The organism is Xanthomonas sp. NCPPB 2632 (assembly GCF_041228075.2).
Taxonomy (GTDB): Bacteria; Pseudomonadota; Gammaproteobacteria; order Xanthomonadales; family Rhodanobacteraceae; genus Luteibacter.
In genome coordinates, this window is record NZ_CM192979.1 from 979,140 (window position 1) to 994,928 (window position 15,789).

14 protein-coding genes are annotated in these 15,789 nt (G+C 67.6%); 7 read left to right on the top strand and 7 right to left on the bottom strand.

The genetic code is table 11. From position 1 onward, the window contains the following. Positions 1–3: 3 nt before the first annotated feature. Positions 4–768, top strand: a complete 765-nt coding sequence (locus tag AB8808_RS04345) for an ABC transporter ATP-binding protein (RefSeq protein ID WP_369927056.1) — start codon at positions 4–6, stop codon at positions 766–768. Next, a complete protein-coding gene (locus tag AB8808_RS04350) occupies positions 765–1,676 on the top strand; it encodes an efflux RND transporter periplasmic adaptor subunit (RefSeq protein ID WP_369927057.1) in 912 nt (303 codons plus the stop codon). The genes AB8808_RS04345 and AB8808_RS04350 overlap by 4 nt, the downstream gene beginning before the upstream one ends. Here the strand turns inward: AB8808_RS04350 and AB8808_RS04355 are convergent. Next, positions 1,667–2,434 carry a MipA/OmpV family protein gene (locus AB8808_RS04355; RefSeq protein WP_369927059.1) on the bottom strand — a complete coding sequence of 256 codons (768 nt, stop codon included), beginning with the start codon at positions 2,432–2,434 and terminating at the stop codon, positions 1,667–1,669. The genes AB8808_RS04350 and AB8808_RS04355 overlap by 10 nt on opposite strands. A gap of 179 nt (positions 2,435–2,613) precedes the next feature. On the opposite strand from AB8808_RS04355, the gene AB8808_RS04360 reads away from it, so the two are divergent. Genes AB8808_RS04360 through AB8808_RS04375 form a run of 4 tightly spaced genes read left to right on the top strand, consistent with a single transcriptional unit; the run spans position 2,614 to position 6,686 of the window. Then, positions 2,614–3,318, top strand: a complete 705-nt coding sequence (locus AB8808_RS04360; protein ID WP_369931328.1) for an HAD-IB family phosphatase — start codon at positions 2,614–2,616, stop codon at positions 3,316–3,318. Further along, complete coding sequence (locus tag AB8808_RS04365; RefSeq protein WP_369927061.1) at positions 3,315–4,718, top strand: aspartate aminotransferase family protein; 1,404 nt, start codon at positions 3,315–3,317, stop codon at positions 4,716–4,718. Before AB8808_RS04360 ends, AB8808_RS04365 begins: the two co-directional genes overlap by 4 nt. 17 nt (positions 4,719–4,735) lie before the next feature. Next, a complete protein-coding gene (locus tag AB8808_RS04370; RefSeq protein WP_369927063.1) occupies positions 4,736–5,800 on the top strand; it encodes a GNAT family N-acetyltransferase in 1,065 nt (354 codons plus the stop codon). Then, positions 5,778–6,686, top strand: a complete 909-nt coding sequence (locus AB8808_RS04375; RefSeq protein ID WP_369927065.1) for an arginase family protein — start codon at positions 5,778–5,780, stop codon at positions 6,684–6,686. The genes AB8808_RS04370 and AB8808_RS04375 overlap by 23 nt, the downstream gene beginning before the upstream one ends. Here AB8808_RS04375 and AB8808_RS04380 read toward each other — a convergent pair. Further along, on the bottom strand, positions 6,646–7,653 hold the full coding sequence (locus AB8808_RS04380) for a YeiH family protein (RefSeq protein WP_369927066.1): 1,008 nt from the start codon (positions 7,651–7,653) through the stop codon (positions 6,646–6,648). The genes AB8808_RS04375 and AB8808_RS04380 overlap by 41 nt on opposite strands. Positions 7,654–7,742: 89 nt before the next feature. Here AB8808_RS04380 and AB8808_RS04385 point away from each other — a divergent pair, with 89 nt between their 5' ends. Further along, positions 7,743–8,651 carry a LysR substrate-binding domain-containing protein gene (locus AB8808_RS04385; protein ID WP_369927068.1) on the top strand — a complete coding sequence of 303 codons (909 nt, stop codon included), beginning with the start codon at positions 7,743–7,745 and terminating at the stop codon, positions 8,649–8,651. A gap of 10 nt (positions 8,652–8,661) precedes the next feature. Here AB8808_RS04385 and AB8808_RS04390 read toward each other — a convergent pair whose 3' ends face one another. From AB8808_RS04390 to AB8808_RS04410, 5 genes are all read right to left on the bottom strand, one after another. Further along, on the bottom strand, positions 8,662–9,651 hold the full coding sequence (locus AB8808_RS04390) for a diguanylate cyclase domain-containing protein (RefSeq protein WP_369927070.1): 990 nt from the start codon (positions 9,649–9,651) through the stop codon (positions 8,662–8,664). Then, entirely contained in the window at positions 9,648–10,217 is a 570-nt protein-coding gene (locus tag AB8808_RS04395; RefSeq protein ID WP_369927072.1) for a chemotaxis protein CheB, read from the bottom strand. The genes AB8808_RS04390 and AB8808_RS04395 overlap by 4 nt, the downstream gene beginning before the upstream one ends. Next, positions 10,214–11,053: a CheR family methyltransferase gene (locus AB8808_RS04400; protein WP_369927074.1), complete on the bottom strand. Its 840-nt coding sequence runs from the start codon at positions 11,051–11,053 to the stop codon at positions 10,214–10,216. The genes AB8808_RS04395 and AB8808_RS04400 overlap by 4 nt, the downstream gene beginning before the upstream one ends. A gap of 1 nt (position 11,054) precedes the next feature. Continuing rightward, positions 11,055–14,708, bottom strand: a complete 3,654-nt coding sequence (locus AB8808_RS04405) for a response regulator (RefSeq protein ID WP_369927076.1) — start codon at positions 14,706–14,708, stop codon at positions 11,055–11,057. A 104-nt stretch (positions 14,709–14,812) separates the two neighbouring features. Beyond that, positions 14,813–15,721: a CPBP family intramembrane glutamic endopeptidase gene (locus AB8808_RS04410; RefSeq protein ID WP_369927078.1), complete on the bottom strand. Its 909-nt coding sequence runs from the start codon at positions 15,719–15,721 to the stop codon at positions 14,813–14,815. Positions 15,722–15,789: the final 68 nt, after the last annotated feature.

Below are 15,789 nucleotides of genomic sequence, written 5' to 3' on the forward strand. Positions count from 1 at the left end.
GCGATGAACGACACGACTCCGCCCATGCCCTCGTCGGCTCCCGTGCTCCATGCCCAGGGCCTTTGCAAGTCGTTCGGCAACGGACGTGTGCAGACGGCCGTGTTGCACGATCTGTCCGTCGACATCCACGCGCGGGAACTGACGCTGATTTCCGGCCCTTCCGGCTGCGGCAAGAGCACGTTGCTGGCCATCCTCAGTGGCCTGCAAAAGCCCGACGGTGGCACGGTGACGGCCCTGGGCGGCAGCCTGGGCGGCCTGGATCGCCGTCAGCTGGAGCATTTCCGCCTGCGGCATACGGGCTTCGTTTTCCAGGGTTTCAACCTGTTTCCCGCGCTGACCGCGCTGGAGCAGGTCGAACTGCCCTTGTATTACCTCGGCCTTGGCGCGGCGCAGGTGCGCGAACGCGCCTTGCGCGCACTGGACGAGGTGGGCCTGACCCATCGCATCGCCCTGTTGCCGGCCGCACTCTCCGGTGGCGAGAAGCAGCGCGTCGCGGTGGCACGCGCCATCGCCAAGGCCCCCGAACTGCTGTTCGCGGACGAGCCCACCAGCGCGCTGGATGCGGCCAACGGGCAGATGGTGATCGACATGCTCCACCGCATCGCGCGGTCGCACGGCACCGCCGTGCTCTGCGTCAGCCACGACCCTCGCCTTCTCGGCCACGCAGACCGCGTGTTGTCGATGGAGGACGGCCGTATCCTCGCCGACCGCCGGATCGTGCCCGACGCGCCGGCGGTACCGACCCATCCGGAGTTACCCCCGTCATGAACGTGACGACCGTGTGCCGCGCTTTGTCCGTCCTTGCGTTTTCGATCGGCGTCGCCGGGTGCTCGGGTCACGCCGATGCACCGCAGGCGGATGCCGCGGCGACCGCGACCACCTATGCGGCCGTGGCCCGTGGCCGGGTCGACATCGAAGGCGGCGTGCTGGCCTTGCCGATGCCACGCGACGGCGTGCTTGCCCGTGTCGACGTACGCGAGGGCGATCATGTGGCGGCGGGGCAGGCACTGGCGTCGCTGGACGACACGGCGGCACGCCTGGATATCGATGCGGCCGTGGCGCATGAAGCGCAGGCAAAGGCTCAACTGGCCGGCTATACGCAGCGCATCGACGCCGCCAGGCGTCGCAGCCGGCGTCTCGCCGCGGCGGCGGCAGCCGGCGCCGGCGACGGACAGAGTGCCGACGATGCCGCCGAAACGCTGGCGCAGCTCACCGCGGCGCAGGGCACCGCACGCGCGGAGTGGGAGCAGGCCAGGCAACGTGTGGCCGCCGCCCGTTACGAGAAAACCCGCTTCGTGCTGCACGCCCCGGTCGCCGGCACGGTAACCCGCGTACACACCGGTCCGGGAGCCGGCGTTACCGTGGCCGCGCCGCTGCTGGTGCTGCTGCCCGACGCGCCGCGCATCGTGCGCGCCGAAGTGAACGAAGCCTATGCCGACGACGTCCACGTGGGCATGAAGGCCGATGTCACGCCGGAAGCCGGCGCCACGTCGTCGATGAAGGCGACCGTGATACGTGTCGGTTCGGTAGTCGGTCCCGGCACGCTCGAAGACGACGCCCAACTGCGCGCCACGTCGCGCACGGTGGAATGCGTGCTCGCCTTCGACGCACCGTCCACGTCGCGGGTGGGTCAGCGTGTGCTGGTCCGGTTCGACCGGGCTACGACTCAGAAGTGATAGACGAACGCCACGGTGCGCGACAGCTGGGTGCGCGAACCGTATCGTGCGACGAGCGGACTCGATGCGGCCCCCGCCTGCAATCGGCCATAGACCAGTGCGAGTGCGATACCCGTGTGCTGGCTGGTCGGAATGAAGGCGTCGTATTCCAGCGAACGTTGCTCGCTACCGGCGCCCGGTCGATAGGCCGCTACGCCAAGGGCCGCACCCTCGTCGGGTGACAGGCCGTAAAACCGGCGCATGGCGCTTCCGTTCGTGCCCGTCCATTGCACTTCCAGCGAGTGCTCGATCAGCCACAGGTCGGGCAGTTGCCAGTCCACGTAGAGGTCGAGATAGGCGCCGGCACCATCGGTGTCGTGGCTCAGGTGCGTGCCCAGAGTCCAGCGGGTGTCGGGCGCGTACTCGATGTATCCGCCGGCCTGCAGCCGCGGCGATAGCGGGCGAACCTTGCCACCGAGAGCCCCGAGGTCGTGCGTGGTGCGGCCCCAGCGATAATCGCCGTAGAACCCGCCATGCCAGTGTTCGCCGCGGATCGCATCGAGGGTGACGCCATCGTTCGTCGAGAATTCGCCGACGTCGGGCAGATCGATGTCGATATACGGCAACGGCTCGACGCGATCGCTGCGTGAGCCCAGCCACGACGGCATGCGTTGCACCGCGGCGCCGAAAGCATAGGTAGGCACCTCGCCGGCGAAGGCGGGCGAGGTGATGCCGGCCAACGCGGCGACGACCAGGGCGAGACGGTGGAGGAGGGCCATGGTGGCTATCGTAAAAGACCGGAGGGCGTCGTCATAGCCGCAGTCATCGAGCCACGCCGGCTTCCTTCACGTGCGTGAATGCGTAAAACAGGCGGGAATTCCATGGGAAAGGGGTGCGAAAGGATTTACGCCTAGCCTTCACATACCCTATGAACCGGTCTGCGCAAGTGGATAATTCGATCGCCTGGAACATCCTGTGTGACTTCGACGGCACGATCGCCGTCGAGGACGTCATAGACTCGCTGCTGGACCGTTTCGGGCGTCCGGGCTGGGAAGTCCTCGAACGCGACTGGCGTGCCGGTACCATCGGTTCAGCCGTCTGCATGGCGGGTCAGGTCGCGTTGCTCGACATGAGCCACGACGAACTGTCGCGACACCTGGACGGTCTGCACATCGATCACGGTTTCGCGTCTTTCGTACACGACACCGTGGCCCTGGGCGTGCCGATGGAAATCGTCAGCGACGGTCTCGACCACGCGATCAAGGCGATCCTCGCCAACCACGGCATCGCCCCGCTGCCCACCGTCGCCAACCATCTGCTGCAGTCCGGTCCGCGCGGATGGAACCTCACCTCGCCGTTCAGCGTCGGCGGTTGTCGTGCCGGCACCTGCAAGTGCGCCCGTGTCGATGCGGCACGCTCGCGCGGCGGCAAGACCCTGCTGATCGGCGACGGCGCCTCCGATTTCTGCGCGGCCGACCGGGTGGACTTCGTGTTCGCCAAGAACCGCCTGATCGAGCACTGCCGCGCGGCGGGCATCCCGTACGCACCGATCTCCTGTTTCAGCGAAGCGCGCGAACTGCTCCCCGAGCTGCTCGCCGGTCGCCTCCCGCCACACGCCGTCATTCCCCTTCACGCGACGATCTCCCAGGAACTCCCCGCATGAACATCCTCTCCCGCAACCCGCAGGTCGTGATCGACGACGCGACGCTGCTCGCCGACGAAGCCAAGTACTGCTCCTTCGGCGACACCGTGCACTACGTGGATCCGCCGAAGATCTTCCGCCACGCGGAAGGCAGCTACATCTACGACAGCGAGAACATCCCGTTCCTCGACCTGCAGATGTGGTACTCGGCCGTCAACTTCGGTTACGGCAACAAGCGCCTCAACGATACCCTGAAGGCGCAGATCGACCTGCTGCCGCAGGTGGCCAGCCAGTACCTGCACCAGGGCAAGATCGAGCTCGCCAAGACCATCGCGGTGGATGCGAAGCAGAAGTTCGGCCTGGACGGTCGCTGCCACTTCAACGTGGGCGGCGCGCAGGCGGTGGAAGACTCGCTGAAGCTGGTGCGTAACGCACGCGGCGGCAAGAGCCTGATGTTCGCCTTCGAGGGCGGCTACCACGGTCGTACGCTGGGCGCCTCGTCGATCACCTCCAGCTACCGCTACCGTCGCCGCTTCGGCCACTTCGGCGAGCGCGCGCAGTTCATTCCGTTCCCGTATCCGTTCCGCCGCCCGAAGGGCATGACGCCGGAAGAATACTCCGATGAGTGCGTGCGCCAGTTCGCGCGCCTGTTCGAAACCGAATACAACGGCGTGTGGGATCCCAAGGTCGGCGAGGCCGAATACGCCGCGTTCTACGTCGAGCCGATCCAGGGCACCGGCGGCTACGTCATCCCGCCGAAGAACTTCTTCATCGACCTGAAGAAGGTGCTGGACAAGTACGGCATCCTGATGGTGGTCGACGAAATCCAGATGGGTTTCTGGCGCACCGGCAAGCTCTGGTCCATCGAGCATTTCGGCGTCAGCCCCGACGTGCTGGTGTTCGGCAAGGCCCTGACCAACGGCCTCAACCCGCTGTCCGGCATCTGGGCGCGCGAAGAACTGATCAATCCTGAGATCTTCCCGCCGGGCTCCACCCACTCCACGTTCAATTCCAACCCGCTCGGTACCGCGCTGGGCCTGGAAGTGATCAAGATGGGCTACGAGCTGGACTACGGCACCCGCGTGGCCGAGAAGGGCAAGCACTTCCTCGACGGCCTGCGCGACCTGCAGAAGCGCCACAAGGAAATCGGCGACGTGGACGGCCTCGGCCTGGCGCTGCGTGCCGAGATCTGCACGGACGACGGGTTCACGCCGAACAAGGCGCTGCTCGACCGCATGGTCGACATCGGCCTGGCCGGTGGCCTGACCCACCAGGGCAAGAAGATCGGCCTCGTGCTCGACGTCGGCGGCTGGTACAAGAACGTGATCACGTTCGCGCCGTCGCTGGACATCAGCCATGACGAGATCGACCTGGCCATCGCACTGCTCGACCAGCTGCTGACGCTGGCCAAGCGCGGCTGATCACCGGTCGCCCGGCGATGGCTTTCGTGAACCAGCTCGAGCCGGATGCCTTGCTCGGGCACTTCGAACGCCATCCGCCGCACGGGTTCGTCCCGCTCCGCGCGGCGGACGGTTCGCCATTGTTCGTGGCACCGTTCGATCTCCTGACCACCGCCGACGATGCACTGCGTCGGCGCGTGGCGGGCTTGCCTTTCCAGTCCCTGCTCAAGCGCCTGCTCACGCCGCGCACCTGCTTCGCGGGCAGCACCGTGTCCGAGTATTCGCTGTTCGACGCGGACAGCGATCCCGTCGCCGTGGCGGCCGGGTGGGCGGGCTCGTTCGGCGCCGACCATCCGCTGCTGATCGTCAAGGACCTGGCGGTGGATTCGCCGCTGACCTCGGTGCGCGATCGCGCGTGGACACGCCGCTTCATCGAGGCCGCGCGTGAACACGGCTACATCATCGTCGAGGGCCAGGCACTGGCCTATGTGCCCATCGATTTCACTTCCATCGACGACTACCTTGGCCGACTCTCGGCGTCGCGACGGAAGAACCTCCGGCGCAAGCTTCGCTCTCGCGACAAGCTCCAGGTGGCCACGCTCGCCACCGGCGAGGCCTTCGCCGCGGACGATACCGTCGATGCCTTCTACGCGCTGTTCGAGAATGTCTACGCGCAGAGCGAGGTGCACTTCGACAAGCTGTCGCGCGAATTCTTTGCCGCCGTGTTGCGCGACCCGGGTGGTCACGTCTTCACCTACCGGGTGGACGGCGAGCTGATCGGCTGGAACCTCTGTTACGAGCACGACGGCAAGCTGCTCGACAAGTACGTGGGCTTCGCCTATCCGGTGGCGCGCGAGATGGATCTCTATTTCGTCAGCTGGTTCGTCAACCTGGAATTCGCGCTCCAGCGCGGCTTGCGGTTCTACGTCGCCGGCTGGACGGACCCGGCGGTCAAGGCGTCGCTGGGCGCGCGTTTCCACCTCACCCGCCACGCCGTGTTCGTGCGCCAGCCACTCCTGCGCGCCGTGCTTCGCCGTTTCGCCCATCGCTTCGAGACCGACAGCCAGTGGGAGGCCGCGGATGCGCAAGCCCGTCATACTTGACCTGGATGGGTCTGTCGGTGCGCTGCCGGGAAGGCTGGTGCTGCCGCTGCGCGAATGCGAGGAAGCCATCCGCTTCGGCTGTTCGCTGTCCACCATGCGCCGCTTCGCCGCCGACCTCCGCGACACGTTGCCGCGCGAACACGGCACCGTGTTCCTCGGCAGCGGCGATTTCCACCACCTGACCTGGCCGCTCGTGCAGCGCGTGCCCGGGGCTTCGGGCTTCCAGGTGGTGGTGCTGGACAATCACCCGGACAACATGCGGTTTCCCTTCGGCGTGCATTGCGGCTCGTGGGTGCGTCGGGTCGCCATGCTCCCGCGCGTCAGCCATGTGCACGTCGTCGGCATCACGTCGAGCGACATCGGCCGCAAGCATGCCTGGGAGAACTACCTCGGCCCCTTGCGCGCCGGCAAGCTCACCTACTGGTCCACCGGCGTGGATACGCGCTGGGCGGACACGATCGGGCTTGGTGCGCGCTTCCGCGCGTTCCCCACCAGCCAGGCCATGGTGGATGCCTTCGTCTCCCTGCAGGCGCACGGCACCGAGCCGGTGTACCTGTCGATCGACAAGGATGCCTATGCGCCCGAGGTGGCCATGACCAACTGGGACCAGGGCACGCTCAGCGAGGCCGGTGGTGAGGCCATCCTGGCCACGTTGCGGGGGCGCGTCATCGGCAGCGATGTCACCGGTGAGATATCCCGTTACACCTACGCCAGCTGGTGGAAGCGCAAGCTCAGCGCGATGGACGGCCAGGAAACCATCGACGAGGCACGCCTGGCTACCTGGCAGGCCCAGCAGCACGCGTTGAACCTGCGCCTGCTCGCGGCTATCGGTGCCGACGCACCGGTTACCAGCGTCCGATCAGGTGTTGCACCAGCAGGCTGCTGATCGCCACCGCGGCCCATACGCCCAGGCCCAGCAGGATCGGGCGGGGGCCTGTCGCCGCCATGCGGCGCAGGTCGGCCGACAGGCCGATGGCGGTCAGCGCGAGCACGATCAGGCATTCGGCCACGAAGTGGATCACCGGTAACAGCGCCTCGGGCACCAGGCCGGCCGTGCGGATGCCCGACGCCACCAGGAACCAGAGGATGAACCAGGGAAAGATCCGGGCCAGGCTGAAGTCGCTGGCGCCGCTGCGCTTCTGCCGCCACGCCACGATCAGGGCGATGCCCAGGCTGATCGGAATGATCAGGGTGGCGCGGGTCAGCTTGACGATGGTGGCGTAGTCGCCCGCGGCGTGGCTGAAGCTGTAACCGGCCGCGACCACCGACGAGGTGTCGTTGATCGCGGTGCCTGCCCACAGGCCGAAGCCGAGGTCGGACAGGCCCAGCAGGTGGCCCAGCAGTGGAAACAGCAGGACGGCTACCAGGTTGAAGAGGAAGATCGTGGAGATCGCGAACGCGGTGTCGTGTTCGTCCGGCTTGATGATCGGCACCACCGCGGCGATGGCGGATCCGCCGCAGATCGCGGTGCCGACGCCGATCAGCACCTGAAGCGTGTCGTGCACCCGCAGCGCGCGACCCAGCAGCCAGGCCGCCAGGCCCGCCACGGTGACCGTTACCAGGGTGACCGACAGCGACTCGAGGCCGGTATGCGCCACCTGGGTCAGGCTGAGCCCGAAGCCGAGGGCGATGATCGACCATTGCAGCACCTGCTTGGAGGCGAAGCGGATGCCGTGCTGGAACGACGCGGGCGGCGGCGCGACATGGCGCACGAGGATGCCCAGCACGATGCCGAACACGGCGCCGCCGATGAGCGGCACCAGGCGACCCAGGCCGAAGGCGACCGCGGCCACCGCCACGGCGAGGAGCACGCCGGGCAGGCGCGACGGGGTAGTGGCGGGAAGGACTGGCATGGCGACGACTCCTGGACTGGCACACATTGTCCCGTCGACGGTTCGATAAGGATATTGAAAATGACTTATCGAGCGTATAAATAAATCTTATGCAAGCGATCAGTCCACGCCAGTTGCAGGTATTCGTCGCCATCGCTCTTTCCGGCAGCGTTCGCGCGGCCGCCGGGCGCCTGTTCCTCAGCCAGCCAGCGGCCAGCATGGCGCTGGCTGAGCTGGAGCGGCAGCTCGGCGCCGCGCTGTTCGCGCGCGAGCGCGGCCGCCTGCGGATCAACGATCGTGGCCGCGAACTGCTGCCCCTGGCCCAGGAACTGGTGGAGCGCCACGCGGAGTTCGGCCGGCGCGCCGCCGGCAACGTGGCCGAGCTTACCGGCGAGCTGGGCATCGGGGCGAGCAACACGGTGGGCAACTACCTGGTGGGGGAGCTGCTCGGGTCGTTCACGGCGATCCATCCCGGCATCGCCCTGCGCCTGGGCGTCGCCAATACGGCGCGCATCGCGCAGGGCGTGCTCGATCACGATTTCGATATCGGCTGCGTGGAAGGCCCGGTGACACATGCCGCCATCGAGGCGCGGCCCTGGCGCGACGACCGGCTGGTGGTCTGTGCCCGTCCCGGGCATCCGCTGGCGGGAAAGAAACGGCTGCGTCGCGACGATTTCGCCGGCGAGCGCTGGGTGCTGCGCGAGCGCGGCTCGGCCACGCGCGCCCTGAGCGAGCGCGCGCTGGCCGAACTGCCCGAGGGGCGTACCGTGCTCGAACTGGACCAGGCCGAGGCGATCAAGCAGGCCGTCATCGCCGGGCTCGGTATCGCCTGCCTGCCCGAGGTGGCGATCGCCGATGCACGGGCGGCCGGGCGGCTGGTGGTGTTGCCCACGCCGTTCCTCGACCTGCGGCGTACGCTGACGCTGTTGCTGCACCGGCAGCGCTATCGCGGCGCCGTGCTCGAGGCCTTCCTTGCTACGCTTGCACCGCGCGGCAGGCGCGACGCGGCGATGGCGTGAGGCGGCGGAATCAGGCCAGCACGCAGCGGTTCTTGCCGCTGCGCTTGGCCTCGTACATCGCGCCGTCGGCGATGGCGACGATCTCGTCGTAGGCCTCGCCGGGGCGGAACATGGTGACGCCGATGCTGGCGCCGATGCGCGCCGGGATGCGCACGTCACCGACGGTGAGCGTATAAGGCTCGGCAATCGCATCGCACAGCGCCTGGCAGCGCGCCAGTGCGCCGGTGGTGTCGCCCGTGTCGTGCAGCAGCACGGCGAACTCGTCGCCGCCCAGCCGTGCGACGGTATCGGTGCCGCGCGTGCGTGCATCGATACGCAGGGCGATGGCCTTGAGCAGTTCGTCGCCCGCGGCATGACCATGCCCGTCGTTGATACCCTTGAAGCCGTCGATGTCGATATAGGCCAGCGCGAATGTCGTGCCGCCGCTGTTGCCTTCGGCAATGGTGCTTTCCAGCCGTTCGCGGAACAGCAGCCGGTTGGGCAGCCCGGTGAGTGCATCGTGCGTGGCCTGGTGGCGCACCAGTTGCTCCATGCGGGCGCGTTCGGCCACTTCGTCGGTCAGCTGCCGGTTGCGGGTGGACAACTCGTCCAGCGCATCCTGGAGCAGTGCGCGTGCGCGATACAGCTCGAGGAAGATCTTCACCTTCGACTGCAGGATCACGTCGTTGATCGGCTTGGCGATGTAATCCACCGCACCCGCCGAATACCCCTTGATCCGGTTGATGTCGTCCGCGTAGGCGGCGGTGACGAAGATGATCGGCGTTTCGCTGGAGTGGTCGTTTTCCGAGATCAGCTCCGCCACCTCGAAACCGTCCATCTCCGGCATGTTCACGTCCAGCAGCACCAGCGCGAACCGGTGATCAAGGCACAGCGCCAGCGCCTCGTTGCCGCTGGCCGCCTCAAACACGTCGGCCTCGGCACGGGCCAGCAGACGCCGCATGGCGACCAGGTTGGCGGGAGTGTCGTCGACGACGAGGATCTTTGGGCGGGTCGGGTTCATGGCAGGCACAGTTGGTTGAGTCGCTCGGCGATGGCGTCGAGGGCGAGGCAGGCATCGGCACCGGCACGTTCCAGGCCCGCGAGGGGCATGACCCGGGCCTCCGCCGTGGCGGGGTCCTGCACGATGGCGTAACCGCCGGCGTGGCGCACGGCGGCAAGCCCGTTCGCGCCGTCGGAATTGGCTCCGGTCATCAGGACCGCCACCAGGGTGTCATACCAGGCATCCGCCGCCGTCTCGAACAGCACGTCGATCGAAGGGCGCGCATAGGCGACCTTGGCGTCGATGCTCAGGGAAAAGTGCAGGCTGGGCTCGACCAGCAGGTGGTAGCCCGCCGGGGCGACATGTATCACGCCCTTGTCCACCGGCGCGCGCTCCTGCGCCTCGACCACCGGCAGCGGGCTGATCCGCCCCAGCAGTTCGACCAGCAACGAGACGTCGGCCGAGCCGGTATGGCAGCACAGCACCACCGGCACGGCCAGCCGCTTGTCCAGCCCGGGCAACACGCGCTGCAGGGCCGACAGGCCTCCGGCGCTACAGCCCATGACGATGGCCTGGTAGGTGCTCATCGGGCCAGTGGCCTGGCACCGTTACCGCCCACCTGGTACACGCGCAGGCCATGGTCGACGTCGGAGAAACCGGCGGCCGAGGGCGAGAAATCGATGTTCTCCCGCGTGCCCAGGCAAAGGAAACCACCACGCACCAGGCTGTCGCGGAACAGGCCCAGCGTGCGGTCCTGCAGGTGGTTGGTGAAGTAGATCAGCACGTTCCGGCAGAGGATGAGGTGGGCCTCGCAGAACACCTCGTCGGTGACCAGGTTGTGGTTGAAGAAGGTGACGTTGCGACGCAAGCGGCCGTCGAGCTTGATGAAGTCGTAGCGGGCGCTGTAGTAGTCGCTCAACGAGCGCTGGCCGCCGGCCTCCATGTAGTTGCGCGACCAGTCGCGCGCCTCGCGCGTGGCGTAGATGCCTTCGCCGGCGGTGACCAGTGCCGCATCGTTGAAGTCGGTGGCGTAGATGCGCGAGCGCTCGTACAGGCCGGCTTCCTCGAGCAGGATGGCCAGCGAGTAGACCTCCTGCCCGTACGCGCAGCCGGCCTGCCAGATGTTGATTTCCGGGTAGGAGGCCAGCACCGGGAAGACCTTGTCGCGCAGCACGCGGAACACGGCCGGGTCGCGGAACATCTCCGACACGGGTACCGACAGTCCCTCGATGGCCTTGGCCAGGAAACCCGGCTCGTGCAGGAGGCGGCGGTTGAGTTCGCTGATGCTGCCGGTGTCGTGCGTGCGCACCAGCTGCTGCACGCGACGCTTCAGCGACGCGGGGGCGTACTCGCTGAAGTCGTGCCCGTGGCGCAGCTGCATGGCGCGCACGAACAGCTGGATCTCGATGTCCTCGATATCCATGTCAGGCACGGGGTGGCAGCCACACGCGGATCATCGACAGCAGGCGGTCCACGTCGATCGGCTTGGACAGGTAGTCGTTGGCGCCTGCTTCGAGGCACTTCTCGCGATCGCCGCGCATGGCCTTGGCGGTCAGCGCGATGATCGGCACCTTGGCCACCGCGGGCCGGGCACGGATGGAGCGCATGGTTTCGTAGCCGTCCATCACCGGCATCATGATGTCCATCAGCACGAGCTCGAGGCCGGTGTCCTTGTCCAGCGTGTCGAGGGCCTTCTGGCCGTCCTGCGCCATCACCACTTCGATGCCCTTGGCCCGCAGCACCTTGGACAGGGCGAACAGGTTGCGCATGTCGTCATCCACCAGCAGCAGCCGGCGGCCGCGCAGGTCGGCCTCGTCCACGCCGCCCGCGGCCGAGGTCGCCTCGCTGCGCGCGCTGCCGCCATGCCGGATGGAATGCAGGAAGAGGCTGACCTCGTCGAGCAGGCGGTCCGGCGACCGGGCGCCCTTGACCACGATGCTGTCGGTGTACTGGCGGATCTTCATGCTCTCCTCGCGGCTGAGGTCGCGGCCGGAATACACCACCACCGGTGGGGTGTTCCCGCTGCGTGACAGTCGCTCGAGGAATTCGATGCCGGACATGCCGGGCAGACCCAGGTCGAGCACGATGCAGTCGTAGGGCGTGTCGCCGGTCTTCGAGAGCGCTTCCTCACCGGAGGCGGCCTCCTCGATGATCACCATGTCGTCCTTGAGCAGCGTGCGCACGGCGGCGCGCGCGCTGGCGTCGTCGTCCACGACCAGCAGGTGGCGCGTGCGGCCTTCGGCGAAGTGGAGCAGGCGATCGAAGGCGTCCCCGATCGACTCACGGCTGACCGGCTTGGTCAGGAAGCCCACGGCACCCAGTTCGAGGCCGCGCGAGGCATCGTCCGTAGCGGAGATGAAATGCACGGGGATGTGCCGTGTGGCCACATCGCCCTTGAGTCGCTCGATCACCGTCCAGCCGTCCATGCCCGGCAGCATCACGTCGAGCAGGATGCCGGTGGGGCGGTACTGCTTCGCCAGCGCGAGGCCGGTTTCCCCATCGGCGGCGGCGAGCACGCGGTGCCCCTTGCGGTGGATCATGTCGGCGAGGATCCGCGCGAACGCCGGGTCGTCTTCCACGACCAGGATGATGGTGTCGCCCGGGGCGATCGCACGGCGGTCGTCGTCGATGTGCTCGGCCAGCAAGGCCGGCGACAGCGGCAGCGTGGCTGCTGCCGCGGCCTGCTGGCGCGGAACGGGCTCCGGCGCGACGCCGGTGTCGGGCGCGTTCTCGGGCAGCAGGATGGTGAAGGTGCTGCCTTCGCCCGGCTCGCTGACCAGGGTGATGTCGCCACCGAGCAACACGGCGATGCGGCGCGAGATGGCCAGGCCCAGCCCGGTGCCGCCGTACTGGCGGCTGGTGCTGGCATCCACCTGCTCGAAGGCATGGAACACCCGCTGGAACTTGTCCGCCGGGATGCCGATGCCGGAGTCCGTCACGGCGATGGCGATGGCCTGGGCGGGGTCGAGGCCTGCCGGCAGCGACGCGTCGGGCGCAGGCCGCGAGATGCGCAGCGCCACCGTGCCGCTGGCGGTGAACTTGAACGCGTTGCTGAGCAGGTTGTTGGCCACCTGTTCCAGCTTGGCGCCGTCGGTACGGATGGATTCCGGCAGGTCGGGTGCCAACTCCACGACGAACGCCAGCTTCTTTTCCTGGGCGACGTGGTTGAAGGTGCGTCCGAGCGTCCGCGCGAGGTCCGCGATCGGGAACGTGTCGACCATTAGCTCCATCTTGCCGGCCTCCACCTTGGACAGGTCGAGGATGTCGTTGATCAGCCGCAGCAGGTTGGAGCCGGCATCGTGGATGATCCGCGCCGATTCCACCTGTTCGCCGGTGAGGTTGTCCTCGTCGTTGTCGGCCAGGCTGCGCGAGAGGATCAGCAGGCTGTTCAGCGGCGTGCGCAGCTCGTGCGACATGTTGGCGAGGAATTCCGACTTGTACTGGCTGGCGCGGGCCAGCTCCTCGGCTTTTTCCTGGGTCTCGTGCTGCAGGGCCTGCAAGGCGTCCTTCTGCTCGTTGAGGGTCACGCCCTTTTCGCGCAGTTCCTCGTTGGACGCGTGCAGTTCCTCCGTCTGCACGCGCAGTTCCTCTTCGGAGGCGACCAGCCGCTGCGACTGCTCCTGCAATTCGTTGGTCTTGGCTTTCAGCTCGTCGTTGGTCGTGCGCAGGTCTTCCTGCTGCGAGCGCAGGGCTTCCTCCGATGCGCGCAGTTCGTCGGCCTGGGTCTGGGTGTGCTCCAGCAAGGTGCTGGTGCGCAGGGCGCGGGAGAGGTTTTCCAGCGACAGCGCGACGATCGGCATCAGCTCGTCCAGCAGGCGCTGCTGGATCGGCGAAAGGTGATCGAAGCTGGCGATTTCCAGCACGCCCAGCAGGTTGTTGCGGGACAGCACGGGCATCATCACCACGCTGCGCGGCGAGGCTTCGCCCGTGCCCGAATGGATGCGCGTGTAGTCGTCCGGCACATCCTGCAGCACGATGGGCTGCCGCCCGAGCGCCGCCTGGCCGACCAGGCCTTCGCCCAGCGCGTACTCGGTGGTGACATGGCGACGCTGGCGGAAGCCGTAGCTGCCCAGCATCTCCAGCGTGGAGGTGTCTTCGCGGAACACGTAGAACACACCGACCCCCGCCTTCAGCGTGGGCACCAGTTCGGCGAGCAGGGTGTCGGCGAACTGCCTGTATGTGGTGGCCACCTGCAGCCGGTTGGAAATCGCGGTGACCGCCGACTTCAGCCAGTTCTGGCCGGCCGTCTCGATGGACATCTCCTTGAACACCTGCAGGGCCCGGGCGATCTCGCCGATCTCGTCGCGGCGGGTGAGCTGGCGTACCTCGATGCCGTGATCGTGCGCGGCCAGGCGCGTCATCAGCTCGGTCATGCGGACGATGGGGCGGGTGATCAGGCGGAAGGTCATGGCGATGACCGCCATGCCGAACAGCAGGCAGACCACGAGGGAAACGATATCGATGTAGAGCGTCGCCGTAAGTACGTCGTCCAGCGCACCGTTGCGCCTTTCGAGCAGAGTGCGCTCGGTCGAGGACATTTCGTCGACCATCTTGCGGATGTCGCTCATCAATACGGTGCGCCGCGCGAAATACTCACGACGAATGCCGTCCCTTGCGAACGCGGCCTCGGGTGTGACCGCCGCACCGATGGCCCGCATCGGCTCCAGCCCGAGCCGCACGGCTTCCGCCTTCCAGCGGTCGAGCATCTCCTGCACACGGTCCAGCCGCGCCTGCTGGAGGGGGTTGTCCGCCGTGAGCTGGCGTACCTGGGCCAGATGCCTGCCCAGATCCCGGTCGGCCTGCTCGAAGTCGGCCCACTCGTTATCGCTCTGGCTGAGCATGAAGCCGCGCGCGGCGACCTGGCGGGCCTGGGCATCGTCGTCCACCTCGGCCAGGGTGAGCAGCACCACATAGGTGTGCGTCGACCAGGCGCGGGTGTCGTTCTCCCGGTGCAGGGACACCAGGTTGGCGATGCTGGACGCCACGAACAGGGCCAGCAGCGCGCCGATGGCGAAGACGATCTTCCGCTGGAGGGGCTGGTCGGCCAGCCAGGTGCGCTGCTTTTCTTGGGATGACATGCAAGGACCGGTAGGAGGGCGGAGGGATGACGTGCTGGCCCGTTAAGGTAGTACACCCAACCGTGCCGGGCTTCCATGGCGTCGTGCAGATTATCGGCTACAGGTCACACGACTGAAGGCGGGGCCCGGCGGCGCCACGGCGGGGGTACCAGCGTGCCGCGGCGGATCGCCACGGCAAGACATACGGCTGTGGCGATCGAACAGATGCACAGCGCCACCACGGAGGCTTCCGCGCCGAAGCTGCCGCCCGTGAGCCAGTCGGGTCCCTGCATGTGCGAGGCGAGCAGGCCGCGCTGCTGGAAGCCGGACACGGGGATGCCGTAGAACGGCCCCTGGGCGATGTTCCAGGCCGCGTGCACGCCCATGCACAGCCACAGCGAGCGGGTCAGGTTGTAGAGCAGCCCGAACAGCAGCCCGGCTTCCAGCGCGATGGCGATGGCGCTCCATGCGGTGGCGCCGGGGTTCCAGGCGTGCGCGCCGCCGAAGAACGCAGCCGAGACCAGCAGGGAAACCCAGGTGCCCAGTCCCTCCTCGACGATACGGAACAGCACGCCGCGGCTGATGATCTCCTCGCCCACCCCGGCGCCCACGCCGGTGACCAGGATGGGCCCCAGCCAGGCCACGTCGTGGTTCACCCCGTCCACCACGAACGCGCCCAGTGCGTAGAGCGCCCCGACCACCAGCGAAAAGAGCAGGGCACCGCCGAGCAGGCCCAGCGCCACGTGCGGCATCGCCTTGCCCGGCGCCAGTTCGTCGATCCGCCGTCCCTCGATCGTCCGCACCAGCAGCCAGTACGCGAGCACGACCGGCAGCAGCCGGAAGGCCTCGATCAGGGGCGTGACCTGGTCGAAGGGCAGCCTGCCGCGCGGCAGGCCGAGGCCGGCATAGATGTGGCCGGCGATGAAGCCGAGCACGGTCAGCGTGACGACGAACGCCACGATCCGACCCAGCGGCGAGCGCAGCAGGCGCAGTGGCAGGGAGGGGTGGGCGGCGCGGTCGGGCGGCAGGGACATGGCGGGGCTCGTGACAGGTATTCGACGGCAGTCTACGCAGGCATGATGGCGCTCCGATACCCGATCGT

Excerpts from the sequence above, each read along its gene's own strand:
- AB8808_RS04345 (WP_369927056.1), top strand. The coding sequence starts at position 4 with ATGAACGACACGACTCCGCCCATGCCCTCGTCGGCTCCCGTGCTCCAT.
- AB8808_RS04350 (WP_369927057.1), top strand. The coding sequence starts at position 765 with ATGAACGTGACGACCGTGTGCCGCGCTTTGTCCGTCCTTGCGTTTTCG.
- AB8808_RS04355 (WP_369927059.1), bottom strand. The coding sequence starts at position 2,434 with ATGGCCCTCCTCCACCGTCTCGCCCTGGTCGTCGCCGCGTTGGCCGGC.
- AB8808_RS04365 (WP_369927061.1), top strand. The coding sequence starts at position 3,315 with ATGAACATCCTCTCCCGCAACCCGCAGGTCGTGATCGACGACGCGACG.
- AB8808_RS04370 (WP_369927063.1), top strand. The coding sequence starts at position 4,736 with ATGGCTTTCGTGAACCAGCTCGAGCCGGATGCCTTGCTCGGGCACTTC.
- AB8808_RS04375 (WP_369927065.1), top strand. The coding sequence starts at position 5,778 with ATGCGCAAGCCCGTCATACTTGACCTGGATGGGTCTGTCGGTGCGCTG.
- AB8808_RS04380 (WP_369927066.1), bottom strand. The coding sequence starts at position 7,653 with ATGCCAGTCCTTCCCGCCACTACCCCGTCGCGCCTGCCCGGCGTGCTC.
- AB8808_RS04385 (WP_369927068.1), top strand. The coding sequence starts at position 7,743 with ATGCAAGCGATCAGTCCACGCCAGTTGCAGGTATTCGTCGCCATCGCT.
- AB8808_RS04390 (WP_369927070.1), bottom strand. The coding sequence starts at position 9,651 with ATGAACCCGACCCGCCCAAAGATCCTCGTCGTCGACGACACTCCCGCC.
- AB8808_RS04395 (WP_369927072.1), bottom strand. The coding sequence starts at position 10,217 with ATGAGCACCTACCAGGCCATCGTCATGGGCTGTAGCGCCGGAGGCCTG.
- AB8808_RS04400 (WP_369927074.1), bottom strand. The coding sequence starts at position 11,053 with ATGGATATCGAGGACATCGAGATCCAGCTGTTCGTGCGCGCCATGCAG.
- AB8808_RS04405 (WP_369927076.1), bottom strand. The coding sequence starts at position 14,708 with ATGTCATCCCAAGAAAAGCAGCGCACCTGGCTGGCCGACCAGCCCCTC.
- AB8808_RS04410 (WP_369927078.1), bottom strand. The coding sequence starts at position 15,721 with ATGTCCCTGCCGCCCGACCGCGCCGCCCACCCCTCCCTGCCACTGCGC.